This window comes from Nocardia nova, assembly GCF_002933465.1.
GTDB lineage: Bacteria > Actinomycetota > Actinomycetes > Mycobacteriales > Mycobacteriaceae > Nocardia > Nocardia nova_B.
On record NZ_PSZE01000012.1, the window covers coordinates 17,559 to 33,362 of the forward strand.

Genomic DNA, 15,804 nt, shown 5'->3' on the forward strand with positions numbered 1-15,804 from the left:
CTACGCCCTTCGGCGCGCGACGATGACCGGGCATTCGGCCGACTGCACCACCGCCCGGCTGATGGAGCCGAGCAGCATTCCGGCGAATCCGCCGCGACCGTGACTGCCGACGACCACCAACTGCGCGTGCTCGGCCTCGGTGAGCAGGGCGCGTGCGGGCTTTTCGGGGACGGCGATGCTGTGCACCGCGACATCGGGATGGCGATCCCGATGTGCGGCAAGGCTTTCCGTCAACAGAGCCAACTCCTTCTCGCATGCCTGTTCCCATGCGGCGGTGGACAGTTCGCCGCCGCTCGAGTCGTTCCAACAGCGCAGCGCGGTGACCCCTACACCGCGCAGTTCGGCCTCTTCGAACGCGATCGCCACCGCCGGCACGCTGTTGTCACTGCCGTCCGTACCGACCAGAACGGGCCGGTGAGCGGATATCGGGTCGAGGCTCGACGACGTCCGCACCACTGCCACCGGACAGTGGGCGTAGTGAACCATCGCCGAACTCACCGAACCGAGGAAAGCCCGGCGAAAGGCGCCGCGCCCCCGGCTGCCGACCACGACGGCCCGCGCGGTCCGCGAACGCGCGATCAGGCAGGGGATGATCGGATCGAAGGTCACCTCCCGGCTGATCTCCGGCGCATCGGGTGCGACCGCCGCTCGGGCGATGCGCACCGCCTCGTCGGCGACGCGGTCACCGTCGTCCTGCATCTGCTCGACGGCCTCCGCCGTCACATACGGCACGGGCCCGTACGCCCCTTGAAACGCCACGGAGGCGAGCACCTGCAGCGGACATCCGTGCAGTGCCGCGTCGGCTGCCGCCCACGCCACGGCCTGATACGAGACAGCGGACCCGTCGGTCGCCACCACGATCGGAGCGGGTGATCGCGCCCCGCGCGTTTCCTCGGTCATAAGTCGATTTCCCTTCCGGGAACCGGTCGCCGGCGCTCGGTCAGTCGCCGGACTTCACGTCGACCTTCGTCACCTTCTCCTTCGGCTCGCCCATCGGAACGGTGACGGTGAGGATGCCCTTGGCATATGTCGCGTCGATGCCCTTGTCCTGAGCTCCCTCGGGAAGCGAGACGGTGCGTTCGAAGGAGCCGTAGCTGAACTCCGAGCGTCCCTTCTCTTCGTGGGATTCGCTGCGCTCAGCCTTGATGGTGAGCAAGCCACCGTGCACGGACACTTCGACGTCCTTCGCCGGGTCGATGCCGGGGATCTCGGTCCGCACCACATAGTGACCGTCGTCGACGGACTCCTCCACCCGCAACAGATGATTGCCGAACATCGGCGCCAAGCCGGGAGTGAACGCATTCCACCAATCGGTGAAGTCGGGTAATAGCGATCCGGGACGGTGGGCGGAAAGCAGGTTCATGATCACTCCTCGGCTGTGTAGTGGGTACCTGTTCCTATCCCTCGATCTCAGCGCGGCACGCCGCACACTTCTAGGGCAGCGAGTCTCACCCGGAAGTGACGGAAGTCCTCGCCCAGTCGCTCGCTCATACCAAACCAGCACCGGAAGCCGCGACCTCTCTCCGCGCGTCGCCTGACTCGGGGTCGGCATCGTCGTCATGGAGTACGGCGGCATACCGCCGGCCGGCATGCTCGGCGAACCCGCGGTGCGAGATCTGTGTCGCCGCAGGTCGTATCCGCGTTATCGGTCCTGTTCGGCGCCTGTGGTGGCGGGTGTGCGGTCGCTCGTCGAGCCGTTGAGCCCGCCGTGGTGGGTGAGCGGGTGGAGTGCTTCGGCCGCACCGGCTTCGCGGGCGAAGAAGCTGCTGATGTCGCCGATCGCACTCATCAGCGGTGCGGGGAACACGACGGTGGTGTTCTTGTCGACACCCAGTTCGATCAGGGTTTGCAGGTTGCGCAACTGCAGCGCCAGCGGGTGCGCGACCATGGTGTCGGAAGCCTCGCCCAGTGAGGCGGCGGCCAGCGATTCGCCCTCGGCGGCGATGATTTTCGCGCGCTTTTCGCGTTCGGCTTCGGCTTGGCGGGCCATCGCCCGCTGCATGCTGTCGGGAAGTTGGATATCTTTCAGTTCGACCAGGGTCACCTCGACGCCCCACTCCACCGTGGTCGCATCGAGGATTTGGCGGATGTCGGCGTTGATCACGTCGGTCTCGGCGAGGGCCTGGTCGAGGGTGTGCTGGCCCACGACCTTGCGCAGGGTGGTTTGTGCGATCTGATCGATCGCCGCGGCGACGTTCTCGATGACGATCACCGATTTCGCGGCGTCTATCACCCGGAAGTAGGCGACCGCCGAGATGTCGACACTGACATTGTCCCGGGTGATGATGCCCTGCGACTGAATCGGCAGCGTCACGATGCGCATGGAGACCAGGCGCAATCGGTCGACCACGGGAACGATGAACCGCAGGCCCGGTTCGCGCACGGCGATGAGCCGGCCCAGCCGGAACAGCACGCCGCGCTGATACTGGTTCACGATCCGGATCGACAGCGCCGCGACGATCGCGACGAGGATGACGGCGGCGACGATGATCACGGTGATGGTGGCAGTACTCATCGGACCGGTCTCACTTCCTGCGTGTGGGCGCCCAGTGGAAGGCGAAATCGAGGGTGAGATCGCCATCGACGGCGGTGTCGATCTCCAGCTCGCGGTGCACCTGTCGCGGGACCGGTACGGTGATTTCCGAGTTGCCGATCCCGTAGGTCAGATCGGCACCGGAGTCGAGCCGATCGGCGATGTGGCGCAATTCGGCGGCCAGTTCGCCGCGGGTCAAAGTGCAGTGATTCTCGTAGCGCGTGCGTGCCATGGTGATCAGTGCACGCCCACAGTCGGTGCATCGCCAGGGGAGCACTACCCCGAATGGTCATGGCCTTGGTCACTCGGCCGCACGGGCGATGCGCTTTCGCACCTCAGAGTTGAAGGACGACGTGCACGATTTCGTTGTCGTAATCGGCCGACATCGGGATGCCGATATCTTTCAGCAGCTGCATCATGGTGGAATTGGTCGCCATGACCTCGGCGACGAATCTGTCGATACCGCGGCGGCGGCCGTCGTCGGCAAGGCGTGTGAGCAGGGCGGTGCCGATGCCCGACTGCTGATCTTTATGGGCCACGACCATGGCCACCTCGGCGCAGTGTGTGCCGGGGGAGACGATGTAATTCGCGACACCGATGAGCCGATGTCCGAGGAACGCGCCCACCGCGCCGTGATCTGGATCGTTGCTCGCTATCGCCGCGGCCAGATGTTCCAGATGTTTCGGTCGCGGCCCGAAGAATCGGTAGTAGCTGTCGTGTTCGTCGAGCGCCGCGTGGAGGTCGCGAACAGCGCTCGCATCGCCGGGGCTGAGCCGGCGGAAGATGACATCGTCGAGATCCAGGGTCGTCTCCGCGGTCATGGCGAATTCCGGAGCGGATCGTGGGAGTGCGACATATCTGCCAGCATCGGCCAGGGCCTCGGATTCCCGACAGGGCCGGAGGTCCCGCCGTCTACTGACCGCGGCAGCGAGTGCTACCGGTCCGTCTGTCGGATGATGGCTTCGGGTTCAGTCGTCTCGTTGCTGGTCTTCGCGGAAAGGAAGGTCGGTCGGAGATCGGTGTCGGCCGCGCTGGCGGGAGTGCTGTCCGGGGCCGTGTATTCGTGGCTGAACAGCTGCGGTCTGATGGGTTGTTTGTCGCTCATGGGGAGTTCTCTCGGTCGTTGTGGGAGGTGGACTGATTCTGTGTGGGGGCCGGATGTCGGAATGTGCGAGCGGATCGATTCCGCAGCGGCCGCTGATATGGCAGGCAACGAACCTGTCACGGGGTAGGTGAGGGTGCGCCGCCGTGTAGCCGGTGTGCGTTGGCGGGTGTGTCGATGCGCCGGCTGGTTCCGCTGCTGCGCCACTGTCGTAGGGCGGCGGCTCTTCCGGTGCGTCCCGGAAGCTGGGCCAGCAGCTGGTCGACCGTGGATTCGTCGTCGACGCGGCAGGCCGCGGCCATCACGGCGCCGGCCCTGTGCGGATCGGTGTGGGGCGGAATGATCAGAAAGATCTGCCGCCGGTCGCGGGCGCCGAGGATTTCGATCGTGTGCGCGGTGCCGTGCCGGTTCCCGTCGAGGCGGACCGTGCGCCCGGCGTCGGTGAGCTGTTGTGGGGTGTGGGTCCATTCGCCGGGTTGGTAAACCACGCGGTGGATCGAGTCGAGCCGTCCCGCGATCGCGGTGATCAGATGGGGGAGTTCGGCGGCGAGATCGGTGCTGTGCGGCCACCACGCGCCGTCGACATACCCTGTTTTCGTCTCGGCCGGTTTGGATTGCACGCGTGCGCGCTGCTCACGGTCCAGGTGTGGGGTATTGGGGATGGGGCGGGTCGGGCAGTTCATGCCGACGCTCCTGACTCGGCCGCGAATCGGCCGCATTGAGGGAAAGCCGGTGACATGACGATCGTGGGATCGGTCGGGGTGTCGCCGAGCCTTTCGGTTCGGTCCGCTCCGGCGTAACCGGCGCAGGGCCCGTTCGCGGGCCGTTGCGGTCCTGTGTCTGTTCGTACCCGGTCTGTTCGTACCCGGGTGCTCGGGGATGCGGAGCCTTCGCTCCGATGCGGTCTCGGAGACGTCGTCCGCCGACGGATCTTCGCGCGCGTTCGCCAAGCGATCGAGAACACACACCGAGCATGCGGACACATGAAGGCTCTGGTCGCGGAAAGTGATCCAGCGGCATTCGACCGCTCGCGGAACGCCCGTCCGATGTTCGATGTTTACGACCGTGATCCCGCCTGTGGATCGGAAGCGCCGAGAGAACCGTGTGGCCCACCGTCCGTTGCTGCGAGACCGGATGTCTACCTCGACGCTACGGGAATCTGCCACCCGTGTCCACGTGGGCTCACGACGGCCGCGTACTGCCCCTGCCCGGCTGGATGCCGGCGAACGCTCTTTCGCCCGGGTCGGCAACGGTCCGAAATGCACGAAACCCGCGCCACAGGCGCGGGTTTCGTGGGGGGCTCAGTGCCTAGATGGCGCGAACGCTCTGGGCCTGCGGACCCTTCTGGCCCTGGCCGATCTCGAATTCGACGCGCTGCCCCTCATCCAGGGACTTGAAGCCGGAGCCGGAAATCTCGGAGTAGTGGACGAAAACGTCGGGGCCTCCCCCGTCCTGGGCGATGAAGCCGAAGCCCTTTTCGCCGTTGAACCACTTCACACTGCCTTGCGACATACTGCTGATCAACTTCCTGTTGCGAGCCGGGCGATCATGTCAACAACCCGTGCTCATCAACCAGCATGTCACACGAACGCTGACCGGCTCGCACCCGGCCCGGCAACCGATGCGTTCGGACCCCGTGAAAGCGCTCCGCCGACGATGCCGTCGAGGCCCGGTGCCGCACCGTCTTCCTCGCCACCGGCGAAACCGCTGATCATCGAAACTCCCGAAGGCGCACTGCTTTCTGCGGACCGGTCGAGCGCCGGCCTGGGACAGTTCCACGAACGCCCTGATGATGCGTTACCGGCATGTCCGTCGAGCAGGTGGGGCCGACCGTGCCACCGCTACTACTGATGAAATGATCTGAAATATGACTTCCTCCTCTGCAATCGCTCAGATCGGTGTGACCGGCCTTGCGGTCATGGGCAGCAACATCGCCCGCAACCTGGCCCGGCACGGCTACACCGTGGCGCTGCACAACCGCAGTGTCGCCAAGACCGACGCGCTGCTGGACGCTCATGGGGGCGAGGGCGAGTTCGTCCGCACCGAGACCATCGAGGAGTTCGTCGGCGCATTGGAGAAGCCGCGGCGAGTGCTGATCATGGTCAAGGCGGGCGAGGCCACCGACGCGGTGATCGAGGAGCTGGCCGCCGTCATGGAGCCCGGCGACATCATCATCGACGGCGGCAATGCCCTCTACACCGACACGATTCGCCGCGAGGCGGCGATGAAGGCGCGTGGTCTGAACTTCGTGGGAGCGGGCATCTCCGGGGGAGAAGAGGGCGCGCTCAACGGGCCGGCCATCATGCCGGGCGGGCCGAAGGAGTCCTACGAGTCGCTCGGGCCGTTGCTGGAATCGATTTCGGCGAAGGTCGACGGCGTCCCCTGCTGCACCCACATCGGCCCCGACGGGTCCGGTCACTTCGTGAAGATGGTGCACAACGGCATCGAGTACGCCGATATGCAACTCATCGGCGAGGCCTACCACCTGCTGCGCGACGCCCTCGGTTTCGACGCCGCCCGCATCGCCGAGGTGTTCACCGAATGGAACTCCGGCGAGCTGGAAAGCTACCTGGTGGAAATCACCGCGCAGGTGCTCCAACAGGTCGACGCCACCACCGGTAAACCACTGGTCGATGTCATCGCCGATGCCGCCGAGCAAAAGGGCACCGGCCGATGGACGGTGAAGTCCGCGCTCGATCTCGGCATCCCCGTCACCGGCATCGCCGAGGCCGTCTTCGCCCGCGCACTGTCCGGCTCCCGCGCGCAACGCCAGGCCGCGCAAGATCTGGCCTCCGGGACGCTCGCCGGAAAGCCCGCCGACGCAGCACGATTCACCGAGGATATCCGCAGGGCACTGTATGCCTCCAAGATCGTCGCCTACGCTCAGGGCTTCGACCAGATCGCAGCCGGCAGCACCGAATACGACTGGAACCTGCGCCCCGGTGACCTGGCCACCATCTGGCGCGGGGGCTGCATCATCCGGGCCCGCTTCCTCAACCGCATCAAAGACGCCTACGAGGAGAATCCGGACCTGCCCAGCCTGATCCTCGCCCCCTACTTCCGCGAGGCCATCGAGCAGGCCGTCGACAGCTGGCGCCGCGTCGTCTCCACCGCGGTCCAGCTGGGAATACCGGTGCCGGCCTTCGGTTCCTCGCTGTCCTACTACGACGCTCTGCGCGCGCGACGTCTGCCGGCCGCCCTCACCCAAGCCCAGCGTGACTTCTTCGGCGCCCACACCTACGAACGCATCGATATGCCGGGCAAATACCACACGCTGTGGAGCGCGGACCGCAGCGAAACACGCACCGAATGACCTGCCACCTCGCGCAGGCCCCGGAACTGCGGTGACACCGAGCGGCGCGCTCACGGTGTTGGCCGCGAGTTCGGCTCGCCAGTCGGCGTCGTGCCAGATCTCGGCGTCGTGCCAGATCTCGGAGTCGTGCCAGATCTCGGAGTCGTGCCAGATCTCGGTGGCGGGCAGGGATCACAGGGTGAGCGACTACGGCCATTATTCGTGCCGCGCCCGGCCAAGCGGCGTTGTCGAGACCGGACAGGCGTGCGTTGTGCTGGATCATGGCCGGCACCGCGCCTTCGGGAGTGTGGCTGAATCTGGATACGGTGTGGTCGGAGACGGCCCCGCGCAGCGAAATGCGGGAAGCCGCCGCGAAATTCGAGTAGCGGTCTACTCGGGTCGGCCGCTCCGTCGGTGCCTACGCTGACAGCAACGTAGAAAGTTGAATGTTCGGCGTGGCTGGATCGGATGAAAGTAACGACGTCACCGGCACCGCTCGAACCGGGGTTCGTCGCCGCAGCACATCGCGGCGACGGTCGGTGTGAACGGCCACCCGGGCTTCGTGGCGGCGGTGCGGCTCGGCTTATCGCCGCACAGCGTCGTCGGCGCTACACCACACCGGTACGACTGTGGGTTGCCCGGGGGTTCCTCGTTCGGTTGGTCGACATGAATCCCCGAACGCGGGTGTGGGCGATCGAGCTGTTCGAGGAAGGTGGTGCCTCGGAACTGTCCCTGCGTGGCGGACCACGCGGGAGACGTCGATGCCGGCCACCGACCGCGATCACGTCGGACGGCCAGAACAATCAACGACCGCCCGGTCGTACCCGCATCCACCGACTGGAGACTCCGGTGACAGAGAGCCGATCAGCCGCCGGCCTCGATTTCTCCGGAGACTGGTGGTACTCCCGACCGGCGTTCGGCGACGCCGGGGAACGATGATTGAACTATCGTCGGTTCTCAGGGGACTTCCCGGCTGACAGAGAGGCGGTCGGTTCTCCGGTCCGGTGTTTACCTGAACGCGGTGTCAGGGAGGAAATGTGGATATCACCCAGTTGATCCTCGATGACCATCACGAGCAGCGGCGGCTGTTCGCGATCCTGGAGCAGATCGATCGCGGGGACATCGGTGCGCTGGCGGCGATCTGGGACCGGCTGGCGGCGTTTCTCGAGCTGCACGCGCAGGCCGAGGAGGAGATTTTCTATCCCGCGCTGCTGCAGGTGGGGATCGCGGCTCGGCGTGCGAGCGGGGCGGAGGCCGAGACACTCGATGCCATCCACGACCACAACGAGATCAGGGACGCGGTTGCCGATGTAGGGCGACACCAGGTGGGCACCGACGAGTGGTATGCGGCTGTCGTGGCGGCGAATCTGGCCAACAGCGACCACATGGCCGAGGAGGAACGAGAGGGGCTCACCGACTTTCGCCGCCTGGCCGGACTACAGCGCCGCCATCAGCTCGCCGTGGCCTTCGCCGCTTACGAGGCGCGCAACTACGCGGGCGTCGTGCCCGTCGACAAAGATCCGGCCGGCTACGTCCGCGCGGCGGAGGCGGCGCTGCGCACCGAGGCGAGCGGATCGCTCAGTGTGGGCAGCTTGAAGCGGATTCCGCCCTGCTGAGCGTCGTTGCCGTAGGGGCGGGCGGCGCGCCGAACGGCGGTACTCGTCGATCAGTCCTCGGCGAATGTTCCGGTGCGCGTGGCACTCTGGACCAGTGCCTCTCCCGGCGGGTGGCCGTCGGCACGACAACGCTAGGAGGTCGCAGGACATGGTGAGCGTTATCGGTGGTGGGATCGCGGGCAGTTGCCTGGCCGGGGGTCTCGCGCGGCAAGGGCATCGGGTCGCGCTCTACGAACAACAGCGCCCCGGGCCCGGAGCCGGAGCGTTTCTGTTCATCGACGGGCGCGGACACGACGCGATGGCGGCGATGGGCGTCGATCGCTCGGCGCTGCACGAGGTTTCGTATCCGCTCGCGGGACTCGACTACGAGGACAGTCGTGGCCGGCGCAGCGAAATGCCCAGCCGCGGACATCGTTTCTGGCTGCGCCGCAACCTCATGGGCGTACTGTCGGAGTTCGTCGCGGGCTCCGGCGCCGAACTGCGCTACGGCGAACCGATCACCGGTGTGACCGTGGGCGACGACAATCACACGATCCGACGGGGCTCCGACGTCGTCGCCGCCGAGGAACTGCTGATCGGGGCGGACGGTATCGATTCCGTCGTCCGCGCAGCCCTGGAACCCGGCCGCACCCCGGACTACGCCGGTGACGTCGTGCTGTACGGAATGACCGGCACGCCACTGGATCCCCCACCGCCGACTTCCCCGGCCGTTCTTCACTTCTTCGCCGAGATCGCCGAAGACGGTAGTGCCGGAAGCACTTTCGGCCACATTTGGCGTCCCCAGGACCCGGCTGCCCTGTGGTTCGTGCGAATTCCACGGGAACCGCTTCCCGGCACTCGCGACGATATCGGGATGCGACCGGTCGGTGAGTGGGCCGAAACCGTGCTGGCCGCAACCCCTTCCAGCCGGGCGCTGGTGTCGGCTTTCCTGTCGGGGACAGAACTGGTGCACGTCAGCAACGCCCGCAACGTCCCGCTGGAAGGCGCACGCGCACCGCAGGATTCGGTAATCCTCATCGGTGACGCCGACCACGCGATCACTCCGGCGGCCGGAGTGGGCGCCCGCGACGCGCTCGAGGACGCCCGCGCGGTGTTCGACGCGATCCTCGGCGCCGCCTCACCCGCCGACGCGATGACACAACGCCGCAAACAGATCGCCATCGACCGCGAAGCAGCCCAGCGGGCGCGGCGGCGATGACGGTCACCGCTCCGGTAGCCCCGTGAGACGGCCGTGGGCGCTGTAGCCGTCGTCGGTGCCGGGCCACCAGGCGCGAACCGCATCCGTGCCGGCGGTGCCGACGACGCTGCGCAGGACCACGGCGACGATGGCGTGCGACGGACAACCTGTGCACGACCGTTTCAAGAAAATCGACGCCGACGCCGCGATCGGCCGAACCGGTGCGAGGCGGGCCGATGAATTTCGAGCGCGCACGACGTCTATCCGGTCATGAGGAGACTGAGCTATGGGATCAGCATGTCCCTGGACGGCTACATCAACGACCGCGACGGCAGCATCGACTGGTCGAATCCGGACGACGAGTTGCACCAGTTTCACAACGACCGGTACCGGGACATCGAGATTTCGCTGCACGGTCGTCGCCTGTACGAGCTGATGGCGGAGTACTGGCCGCATGTGTCCGAGGACGCGCCGGGCATCCAGCGTGAATTCGGCAGGTTGTGGACGGAGAAGCCGAAGGTGGTCTTCTCGCGGACATTGACCGAGGTGCACTGGAACAGCACGCTGGTCAGCGAGAACGCGGTGGAGCAGGTGCGCAGGCTGAAGGCCGAGGGCGACGGCGTCATGGAGGTCGGCGGCGCGAGTCTCGCGGCCGCGCTGATTCCGCACGGGCTCATCGACGAGTATCAAGTGTTCGTCCTGCCCGTGGTGCTCGGCGCCGGCACACCGATGTTTCCCTTGCTGGACAAGCATATTCCGCTCCGGTTGGCGGAGACGAGGCATTTCGACACGGCGGTGATGCTGCGCTACGTCGTCGACTGAGGCCGAGTCCGGCTCGAGGATCCGGAAACCTCACCCGGTGGGCCCCGGCCGGCCGGCGATCTGGTAGACGTTCCCGAACGGGTCGCGAACCATGGCGCGGCGGTCGCCGTACGGCGTGTCGAGCGGTGCCTCCAGAGTGACCGCGCCCTCCGTGACCGCTCGCTGGTAGGTGGCCTCGACGTCGTCGACGTAGACGTAGAGAAAGGCCGGAAACGGCTCGCGCTCGCCGGACGCCGACACCATGATCAGTGAGTCACCGATGTGAACTTCGGTCGGCCGGTTCGGCTCCACGTCGCCGCTTGCCCCGAATACGGTCCGCAGGAAGGCGACCGCCGCCGGGTGGTCAGCGACCACCATGCGTGGTGTCACCGAGCGAAAGCCCGGTGGGGGAGCAGAAGCCGCGGCCATGGCACGAGTCTGGCACGCGATCCTCGATCGAGATGCCATGTCGGCGGGAAACGTTCGCGGACCTGCGCTGTGGCTCCCGTCCGGCCCGGTCGCCATTGTGCACACGCTCGCACTCGGGCACAGTTCGGTGCGGCGGTGACGGGGTCGTCCGTCACCGGTTGATGATCGTTCGAGGCTCGGGTAGCGGAAGGCAGGCGATGGGGTGGGTGTGTACGTGGTGACCGGGGCGGCGTCCGGAATGGGGCGTGCCGCGGCGGAGAAATTGCGCGAGCGGGGCCATACGGTGGTCGGTGTCGATCTGAAGGATGCGCAGGTGGTCGCGGATCTGTCGACGCCGGCCGGCCGGCGCGCCGCGATCGAGGGTGTGCTCGCGGAGGGGGACGGGCATCTCGACGGCGCGATACTCGCCGCTGGGGTGGGGCCGGCGCCCGGTGCGGACCGGCCGCGACTGATCGTCGAGGTGAACTACCGCGGGGTCGTCGAACTGCTCGACGGCTGGCGCTCGGCCCTGGCACGCGCGGACGAGGCGAAAGTCGTTGTCTTCGGCAGCAATTCGACGACCACCACCCCGTTGGTGCCGCGCCGCGCGATTCGTGCGCTGCTGACGGGCGACACCGAGAAGGCGCTGCGGACGTTGCGGGTCTTCGGCCGGAACGCGCCGTCGATCGCCTACGGCACGTCGAAGATCGCGGTGAGCCACTGGGTGCGCCGCAACGCGACGACCGCGCAGTGGGCCGGCGCGGGAATCCGGCTCAACGCGCTGGCACCCGGCGCGGTGCTGACGCCGCTGTTGGAGAAGCAGCTCGCGACCCCGGCCGAGGCCAAGAACATCGAGCGATTCCCGGTCCCGATCGGCGGCTTCGGCGATCCGGGCGATCTGGCCGAATGGGCGGTGTTCATGCTGTCGCCCGCCGCGCGATTCCTGTGCGGCAGTATCGTTTTCGTCGACGGCGGCAGTGACGCCTACTTCCGTGCCGACGACTGGCCACGCGCCGTTCCGCTGCGCAAGCTTCCCGGTTACCTGTGGCGATTCTTCGGCTCGGGTTCGCGCTGAACGTTTCGGAGCACCCCGGGCCGGGCGGTATCGGTGCAGGCGTCGATGGTGACGGTGGCCGGGGAGCCGTCGCGCGGAACGAGCGCGACGCGCCTGCCCGACATCCGCACTCGCAGGCCGGCGGCACGGGCGAGGACGACACCGATCAGCGCCGCCGACAGTGCGGAGACCGCTCCGCAGGCGAACAGGCCGAACCGGGGCCCGAATTCCTCGGTGAGCCACCCGACGATCGGGCCGCCGATCGGTGTGCCGCCGGTGAAGACCATCATGTACAGCGACATCACCCGCCCCCGCATGGCCGGGTCGGTTTCCAGTTGCACCATCGAGTTGCCGGAGGTGTTGAAGGTGAGTCCGAGCAGGCCCACCACGGCGAGCAGCGCGGTGAACAGCCAATAGTTCGGGGCGAAGGCGGCTACCGCCTCGAGTGCGCCGAAGCCGACGGCGGTGGCGACCAGCATCCGCATCCGTACCCGCCCGCGGCGGCCGGCCAGCAGCGCGCCCGCGAGCGAGCCCGCTGCCAGTGCCGTGTTGAGCAGCCCGTACTTCCCGGCGTCGACATCGAAGACGTGATAGGCGAAGCCCGACAGTACGGTGGGGAAGTTGTAGCCGAAGGTGCCGATGAAGCCCACCATGACGATCGGCCAGAGCAGTTGCGGATGTGCGCTCACATATCGGAGGCCTTCGCGCAGTTGCCCTTTCCGGCGCGGCAGGCGCGGCACCGGTGTCAGCTCCGCCGGTCGCATGGCCAGTAGACCGGCGATGACGGCGACGAAGGAGCCGGCGTTGATCGCGAAGGCCCAGCCGGAGCCGACGGCGGCGATCAGCGCTCCCGCGACCGCCGGTCCGACCAGTCGCGCCGCCTGGAAGTTCGCGGAGTTCAGGCTGACCGCGTTGCGCAACCGCTGCCGGCCGACGATTTCCGGGACGAACGACTGGCGAGTCGGATTGTCGACCACGGTCACCATGCCCAGCAGCAGCGCCAGCACGTAGACGTGCCACACCTCCACCGTGCCGGTGAGCGTCAGGACCGCGAGCACCGCGGCGAGTAATCCCATCGTGGCCTGGGTGAGAACCAGAAGTCCGCGCTTGGGAAAGCGGTCGGCGATGACGCCGCCGTAGAGACCGAACAGCAGCATCGGCAGGAACTGCATGGCGGTGGTGATGCCGACCGCGAACGCGCTGCCGGTGAGGCTGAGCACCAGCCAGTCCTGCGCGATCCGCTGCATCCAGGTGCCGGTATTCGAAACCACCTGGCCCGCGAAGTAGTAGCGATAGTTCGGCACGGTGAGGGATGCGAACATCCCGCCGGGGCGATCCGGCTGTGCGGGTAGATCGGGTGGAAGGGAATCGGTGGTGGTCTCGTAGTCGTCGGTGCGAGTCGCGGTCAAAACTGCCTTTCCTGCGGTCAGCTCCTTGTTCGGTGAAGAGCAACGTTCGGTTGCTGCGGATGGGCTCGGAGAGTGGATGCGGCGCGGCGCCGGGTGAACGGACTGTCGGCCGGCCGATCCACGTTGTTTAGCCTATCTAATCAATTATATGGCAGGGCATCCCGCCGAAATCGACGACTTCTGTGTGGTTGGCGACACAGCTGCGCCGGATTTTTACGTTTTCCCTACGCCTCGCGACGACTGGGTTCGGGTTTGCCGGATTTAGGCTGATGAATCGTGGTTTCACCGATCGACGTCGCCAAACGGGTGGTGCTGGGACGACCGTTTCGCAGCGACCGACTCGGGGAGACGCTGTTGCCCAAGCGGCTGGCATTGCCGATTTTCGCCAGTGATCCCCTGTCGTCGGTGGCGTATGCGACTCAGGAGATTCTGCTCATCCTGACGTTGGGCGGGCTCAGCTACCTGTATCTGACACCGTGGGTGGCCGGTGGTGTCGTCGTGCTGCTGGCGGTGGTCGCGTTGTCGTATCGCCAAGTCGTGCGCGCCTATCCGTCGGGCGGCGGATCCTATGAGGTCGTCGCCGAGAACCTCGGTGCGATTCCGGGTTTGGTGGTCGCGGCGGCGCTGCTGGTCGATTACGTGATGACGGTGGCGGTATCGGTCGCGGCGGGGGTGGACAACATCATCTCCGCGGCGCCGGCGTTGAACCCGCATCGGGTGCTGATCGATATCGGGTTCATCGTGGCGCTGACCGCGATGAACCTGCGTGGGGTGCGAGAATCCGGCCGGGCGTTCGCGGTGCCGACCTATGGATTCGTCGCCGGCGTCCTGGTGATGGTCTCGATCGGCCTGATCGAGACGCTGATCGGTCACGCACCGGTCGCCGAGAGCGCGCACTACCAGATCCACGCCGCGCACGCCGGCCTCGGTACGGCCGCGGTGGCATTCCTCGCGCTGCGGGCCTTCTCCTCGGGGTGTACGGCGCTGACGGGGGCCGAAGCGATCTCCAACGGGGTCCCCGCGTTCCGGAAACCGAAGTCGCTCAACGCGGCCCGGACCATGACCGCGATGGGTGTGCTGGCGATCGCCATGTTCACCGGCGTGACCGCGCTGGCGATGATCACCCATACGCGAGTCGCCGAAAACACCTGCGACCTGATCGGATTTCCGGGCGATTGCCGCACCGACGCCCAGAAGACGGTCATCGCGCAGATCGCGGGGGCGGTCTTCGGCAACAGCAGCCTGGGCTTCTACTACCTGATGGTCACCACCGCGCTGATCCTGATCCTCGCCGCGAACACCGCCTACAACGGGTTTCCCCTGCTGACTTCGATCCTGGCCCAGCATCGTTACCTGCCGCGCCAATTGCACACCCGCGGGGACCGGCTCGCCTATTCCAACGGCATCGTCCTGCTCGCCGCGGTCGCCGCCGGGTTGATCTACGCCTTCGACGGGCAGACGACCAGGTTGATCCAGCTCTACATCGTCGGCGTGTTCACCTCGTTCACGCTGTGCCAAACCGGCATGGTCCGGCATTGGAATCGCGAACTGCGCGCGGTGACCGCACCGGGTCAACGCCAACGCATCCACCGGGCCCGGGCGATCAACGCGTTCGGCGCCTGCTTCACCGGCGTTGTTCTGGTCGTGGTCATGATCACCAAATTCGGTCACGGCGCCTACCTCGTGGTCATCGCGATCCCGTTGCTGGTGCTGATGATGTATCTCATCCACACCCACTACGCGACCGTGCGCGCCGAACTCGACATCGACCCCGACGAGGAGCCGACGCTGCCCGGCCGGGTGCATGCGATCGTGCTGGTTTCGGACTGGCACAAGGCAACCCAGCGAGCGGTTCAGTTCGCGCGCGCCACCCGCCCCGACACTCTCACCGCCATCACGGTCAACGTCGACGACACCGATACCCGGGCGCTGACCCAGTCCTGGGAGCGCCACGACGTCAGCATCCCGTTGAAGGTCGTCGAGTCGCCCTACCGCGAAATCACCCGTCCCGTCATCGAATACATCAAACGGGTTCGCCGATCGCGGCCCCGGGACGTCGTCAGCGTCTACATCCCCGAGTACGTCGTCGGACACTGGTGGGAGAACCTGCTTCACAACCAGAGTTCACTCCGGCTCAAAGCGCGCCTGCTGTTCGAACCGGGTGTCATGGTCACCAGCGTGCCCTACCAATTGCGCTCCTCGCGACATCGCAAGCCGCCCACCGTCACACCCGGCCCCGGTCAGGTCCGCCGCGGAATCGTCGCCCCCTGACGCCCGCCGCGATCATCGATCGGCTCGGCCGGCGATGTGGTCGACGTCGATGGGCAGAGGTCGTGGCCCCGGTGCCCCAGCCGGAATGCTCGTTGTCGGGGCGTTGGATGTCGAAGCGGTTCGGATCGGTGAATCGGTTCG

17 protein-coding genes are annotated in these 15,804 nt (G+C 66.7%); 7 read left to right on the forward strand and 10 right to left on the reverse strand.

Annotated elements, in window-relative coordinates; genetic code table 11:
* From C5E41_RS16315 to C5E41_RS16345, 8 genes are all read right to left on the reverse strand, one after another.
* Positions 1-900 (reverse strand): universal stress protein, encoded by a 900-nt coding sequence (locus tag C5E41_RS16315; protein ID WP_104376690.1) that lies wholly within the window; start codon positions 898-900, stop codon positions 1-3.
* Positions 901-940: 40 nt separating this feature from the next.
* Positions 941-1,363, reverse strand: coding sequence for an Hsp20/alpha crystallin family protein (locus C5E41_RS16320; RefSeq protein WP_104376815.1), 423 nt, complete (start codon positions 1,361-1,363; stop codon positions 941-943).
* Positions 1,364-1,642: 279 nt separating this feature from the next.
* The gene (locus tag C5E41_RS16325; protein ID WP_104376691.1) at positions 1,643-2,515 is read right to left on the reverse strand and encodes a slipin family protein; all 873 of its coding nucleotides are present in this window, start codon (positions 2,513-2,515) and stop codon (positions 1,643-1,645) included.
* A 10-nt stretch (positions 2,516-2,525) separates the two neighbouring features.
* Positions 2,526-2,765, reverse strand: coding sequence for an amphi-Trp domain-containing protein (locus C5E41_RS16330; protein WP_104376692.1), 240 nt, complete (start codon positions 2,763-2,765; stop codon positions 2,526-2,528).
* Between the two features lie 103 nt (positions 2,766-2,868).
* Positions 2,869-3,354: a GNAT family N-acetyltransferase gene (locus C5E41_RS16335; protein ID WP_104376693.1), complete on the reverse strand. Its 486-nt coding sequence runs from the start codon at positions 3,352-3,354 to the stop codon at positions 2,869-2,871.
* Positions 3,355-3,467: 113 nt separating this feature from the next.
* On the reverse strand, positions 3,468-3,638 hold the full coding sequence (locus C5E41_RS33905; RefSeq protein WP_181063273.1) for a hypothetical protein: 171 nt from the start codon (positions 3,636-3,638) through the stop codon (positions 3,468-3,470).
* Positions 3,639-3,754: 116 nt separating this feature from the next.
* Positions 3,755-4,318 (reverse strand): DUF5994 family protein, encoded by a 564-nt coding sequence (locus C5E41_RS16340; protein WP_104376694.1) that lies wholly within the window; start codon positions 4,316-4,318, stop codon positions 3,755-3,757.
* 625 nt (positions 4,319-4,943) lie between these two features.
* A complete protein-coding gene (locus C5E41_RS16345; RefSeq protein ID WP_030517997.1) occupies positions 4,944-5,147 on the reverse strand; it encodes a cold-shock protein in 204 nt (67 codons plus the stop codon).
* 355 nt (positions 5,148-5,502) lie between these two features.
* On the opposite strand from C5E41_RS16345, the gene gndA reads away from it, so the two are divergent.
* From gndA to C5E41_RS16375, 5 genes are all read left to right on the forward strand, one after another.
* Complete coding sequence (gene gndA / locus C5E41_RS16350; protein WP_104376695.1) at positions 5,503-6,948, forward strand: NADP-dependent phosphogluconate dehydrogenase; 1,446 nt, start codon at positions 5,503-5,505, stop codon at positions 6,946-6,948.
* A gap of 1,016 nt (positions 6,949-7,964) precedes the next feature.
* Complete coding sequence (locus C5E41_RS16360) at positions 7,965-8,543, forward strand: hemerythrin domain-containing protein (RefSeq protein ID WP_104376697.1); 579 nt, start codon at positions 7,965-7,967, stop codon at positions 8,541-8,543.
* A 148-nt stretch (positions 8,544-8,691) separates the two neighbouring features.
* On the forward strand, positions 8,692-9,741 hold the full coding sequence (locus C5E41_RS16365; protein WP_104376698.1) for an FAD-dependent oxidoreductase: 1,050 nt from the start codon (positions 8,692-8,694) through the stop codon (positions 9,739-9,741).
* Between the two features lie 127 nt (positions 9,742-9,868).
* The gene (locus C5E41_RS35970; RefSeq protein ID WP_146097576.1) at positions 9,869-9,994 is read left to right on the forward strand and encodes a DUF4334 domain-containing protein; all 126 of its coding nucleotides are present in this window, start codon (positions 9,869-9,871) and stop codon (positions 9,992-9,994) included.
* Entirely contained in the window at positions 9,991-10,542 is a 552-nt protein-coding gene (locus C5E41_RS16375) for a dihydrofolate reductase family protein (protein WP_104376700.1), read from the forward strand. Before C5E41_RS35970 ends, C5E41_RS16375 begins: the two co-directional genes overlap by 4 nt.
* A 30-nt stretch (positions 10,543-10,572) precedes the next feature.
* Here C5E41_RS16375 and C5E41_RS16380 read toward each other — a convergent pair whose 3' ends face one another.
* Positions 10,573-10,950: a VOC family protein gene (locus C5E41_RS16380; RefSeq protein WP_258081017.1), complete on the reverse strand. Its 378-nt coding sequence runs from the start codon at positions 10,948-10,950 to the stop codon at positions 10,573-10,575.
* Positions 10,951-11,152: 202 nt separating this feature from the next.
* Here C5E41_RS16380 and C5E41_RS16385 point away from each other — a divergent pair, with 202 nt between their 5' ends.
* Positions 11,153-12,004, forward strand: a complete 852-nt coding sequence (locus C5E41_RS16385) for an SDR family oxidoreductase (protein ID WP_146097577.1) — start codon at positions 11,153-11,155, stop codon at positions 12,002-12,004.
* Here C5E41_RS16385 and C5E41_RS16390 read toward each other — a convergent pair.
* Positions 11,968-13,392 (reverse strand): MFS transporter, encoded by a 1,425-nt coding sequence (locus tag C5E41_RS16390; RefSeq protein ID WP_258081018.1) that lies wholly within the window; start codon positions 13,390-13,392, stop codon positions 11,968-11,970. The genes C5E41_RS16385 and C5E41_RS16390 overlap by 37 nt on opposite strands.
* Before the next feature lie 276 nt (positions 13,393-13,668).
* Here C5E41_RS16390 and C5E41_RS16395 point away from each other — a divergent pair, with 276 nt between their 5' ends.
* Positions 13,669-15,663, forward strand: coding sequence for an APC family permease (locus C5E41_RS16395; RefSeq protein ID WP_104376702.1), 1,995 nt, complete (start codon positions 13,669-13,671; stop codon positions 15,661-15,663).
* The last annotated feature ends 141 nt before the right edge of the window (positions 15,664-15,804 follow it).

Coding starts and splice junctions, on each gene's coding strand:
- C5E41_RS16330 (WP_104376692.1), bottom strand. CDS start 2,765: ATGGCACGCACGCGCTACGAGAATCACTGCACTTTGACCCGCGGCGAA.
- C5E41_RS16375 (WP_104376700.1), top strand. CDS start 9,991: ATGAGGAGACTGAGCTATGGGATCAGCATGTCCCTGGACGGCTACATC.
- C5E41_RS33905 (WP_181063273.1), bottom strand. CDS start 3,638: ATGAGCGACAAACAACCCATCAGACCGCAGCTGTTCAGCCACGAATAC.
- C5E41_RS16340 (WP_104376694.1), bottom strand. CDS start 4,318: ATGAACTGCCCGACCCGCCCCATCCCCAATACCCCACACCTGGACCGT.
- C5E41_RS16335 (WP_104376693.1), bottom strand. CDS start 3,354: ATGACCGCGGAGACGACCCTGGATCTCGACGATGTCATCTTCCGCCGG.
- C5E41_RS16315 (WP_104376690.1), bottom strand. CDS start 900: ATGACCGAGGAAACGCGCGGGGCGCGATCACCCGCTCCGATCGTGGTG.
- C5E41_RS35970 (WP_146097576.1), top strand. CDS start 9,869: ATGGCGTGCGACGGACAACCTGTGCACGACCGTTTCAAGAAAATCGAC.
- C5E41_RS16320 (WP_104376815.1), bottom strand. CDS start 1,363: ATGAACCTGCTTTCCGCCCACCGTCCCGGATCGCTATTACCCGACTTC.
- gndA (WP_104376695.1), top strand. CDS start 5,503: ATGACTTCCTCCTCTGCAATCGCTCAGATCGGTGTGACCGGCCTTGCG.
- C5E41_RS16345 (WP_030517997.1), bottom strand. CDS start 5,147: ATGTCGCAAGGCAGTGTGAAGTGGTTCAACGGCGAAAAGGGCTTCGGC.
- C5E41_RS16365 (WP_104376698.1), top strand. CDS start 8,692: ATGGTGAGCGTTATCGGTGGTGGGATCGCGGGCAGTTGCCTGGCCGGG.
- C5E41_RS16380 (WP_258081017.1), bottom strand. CDS start 10,950: ATGGCCGCGGCTTCTGCTCCCCCACCGGGCTTTCGCTCGGTGACACCA.
- C5E41_RS16325 (WP_104376691.1), bottom strand. CDS start 2,515: ATGAGTACTGCCACCATCACCGTGATCATCGTCGCCGCCGTCATCCTC.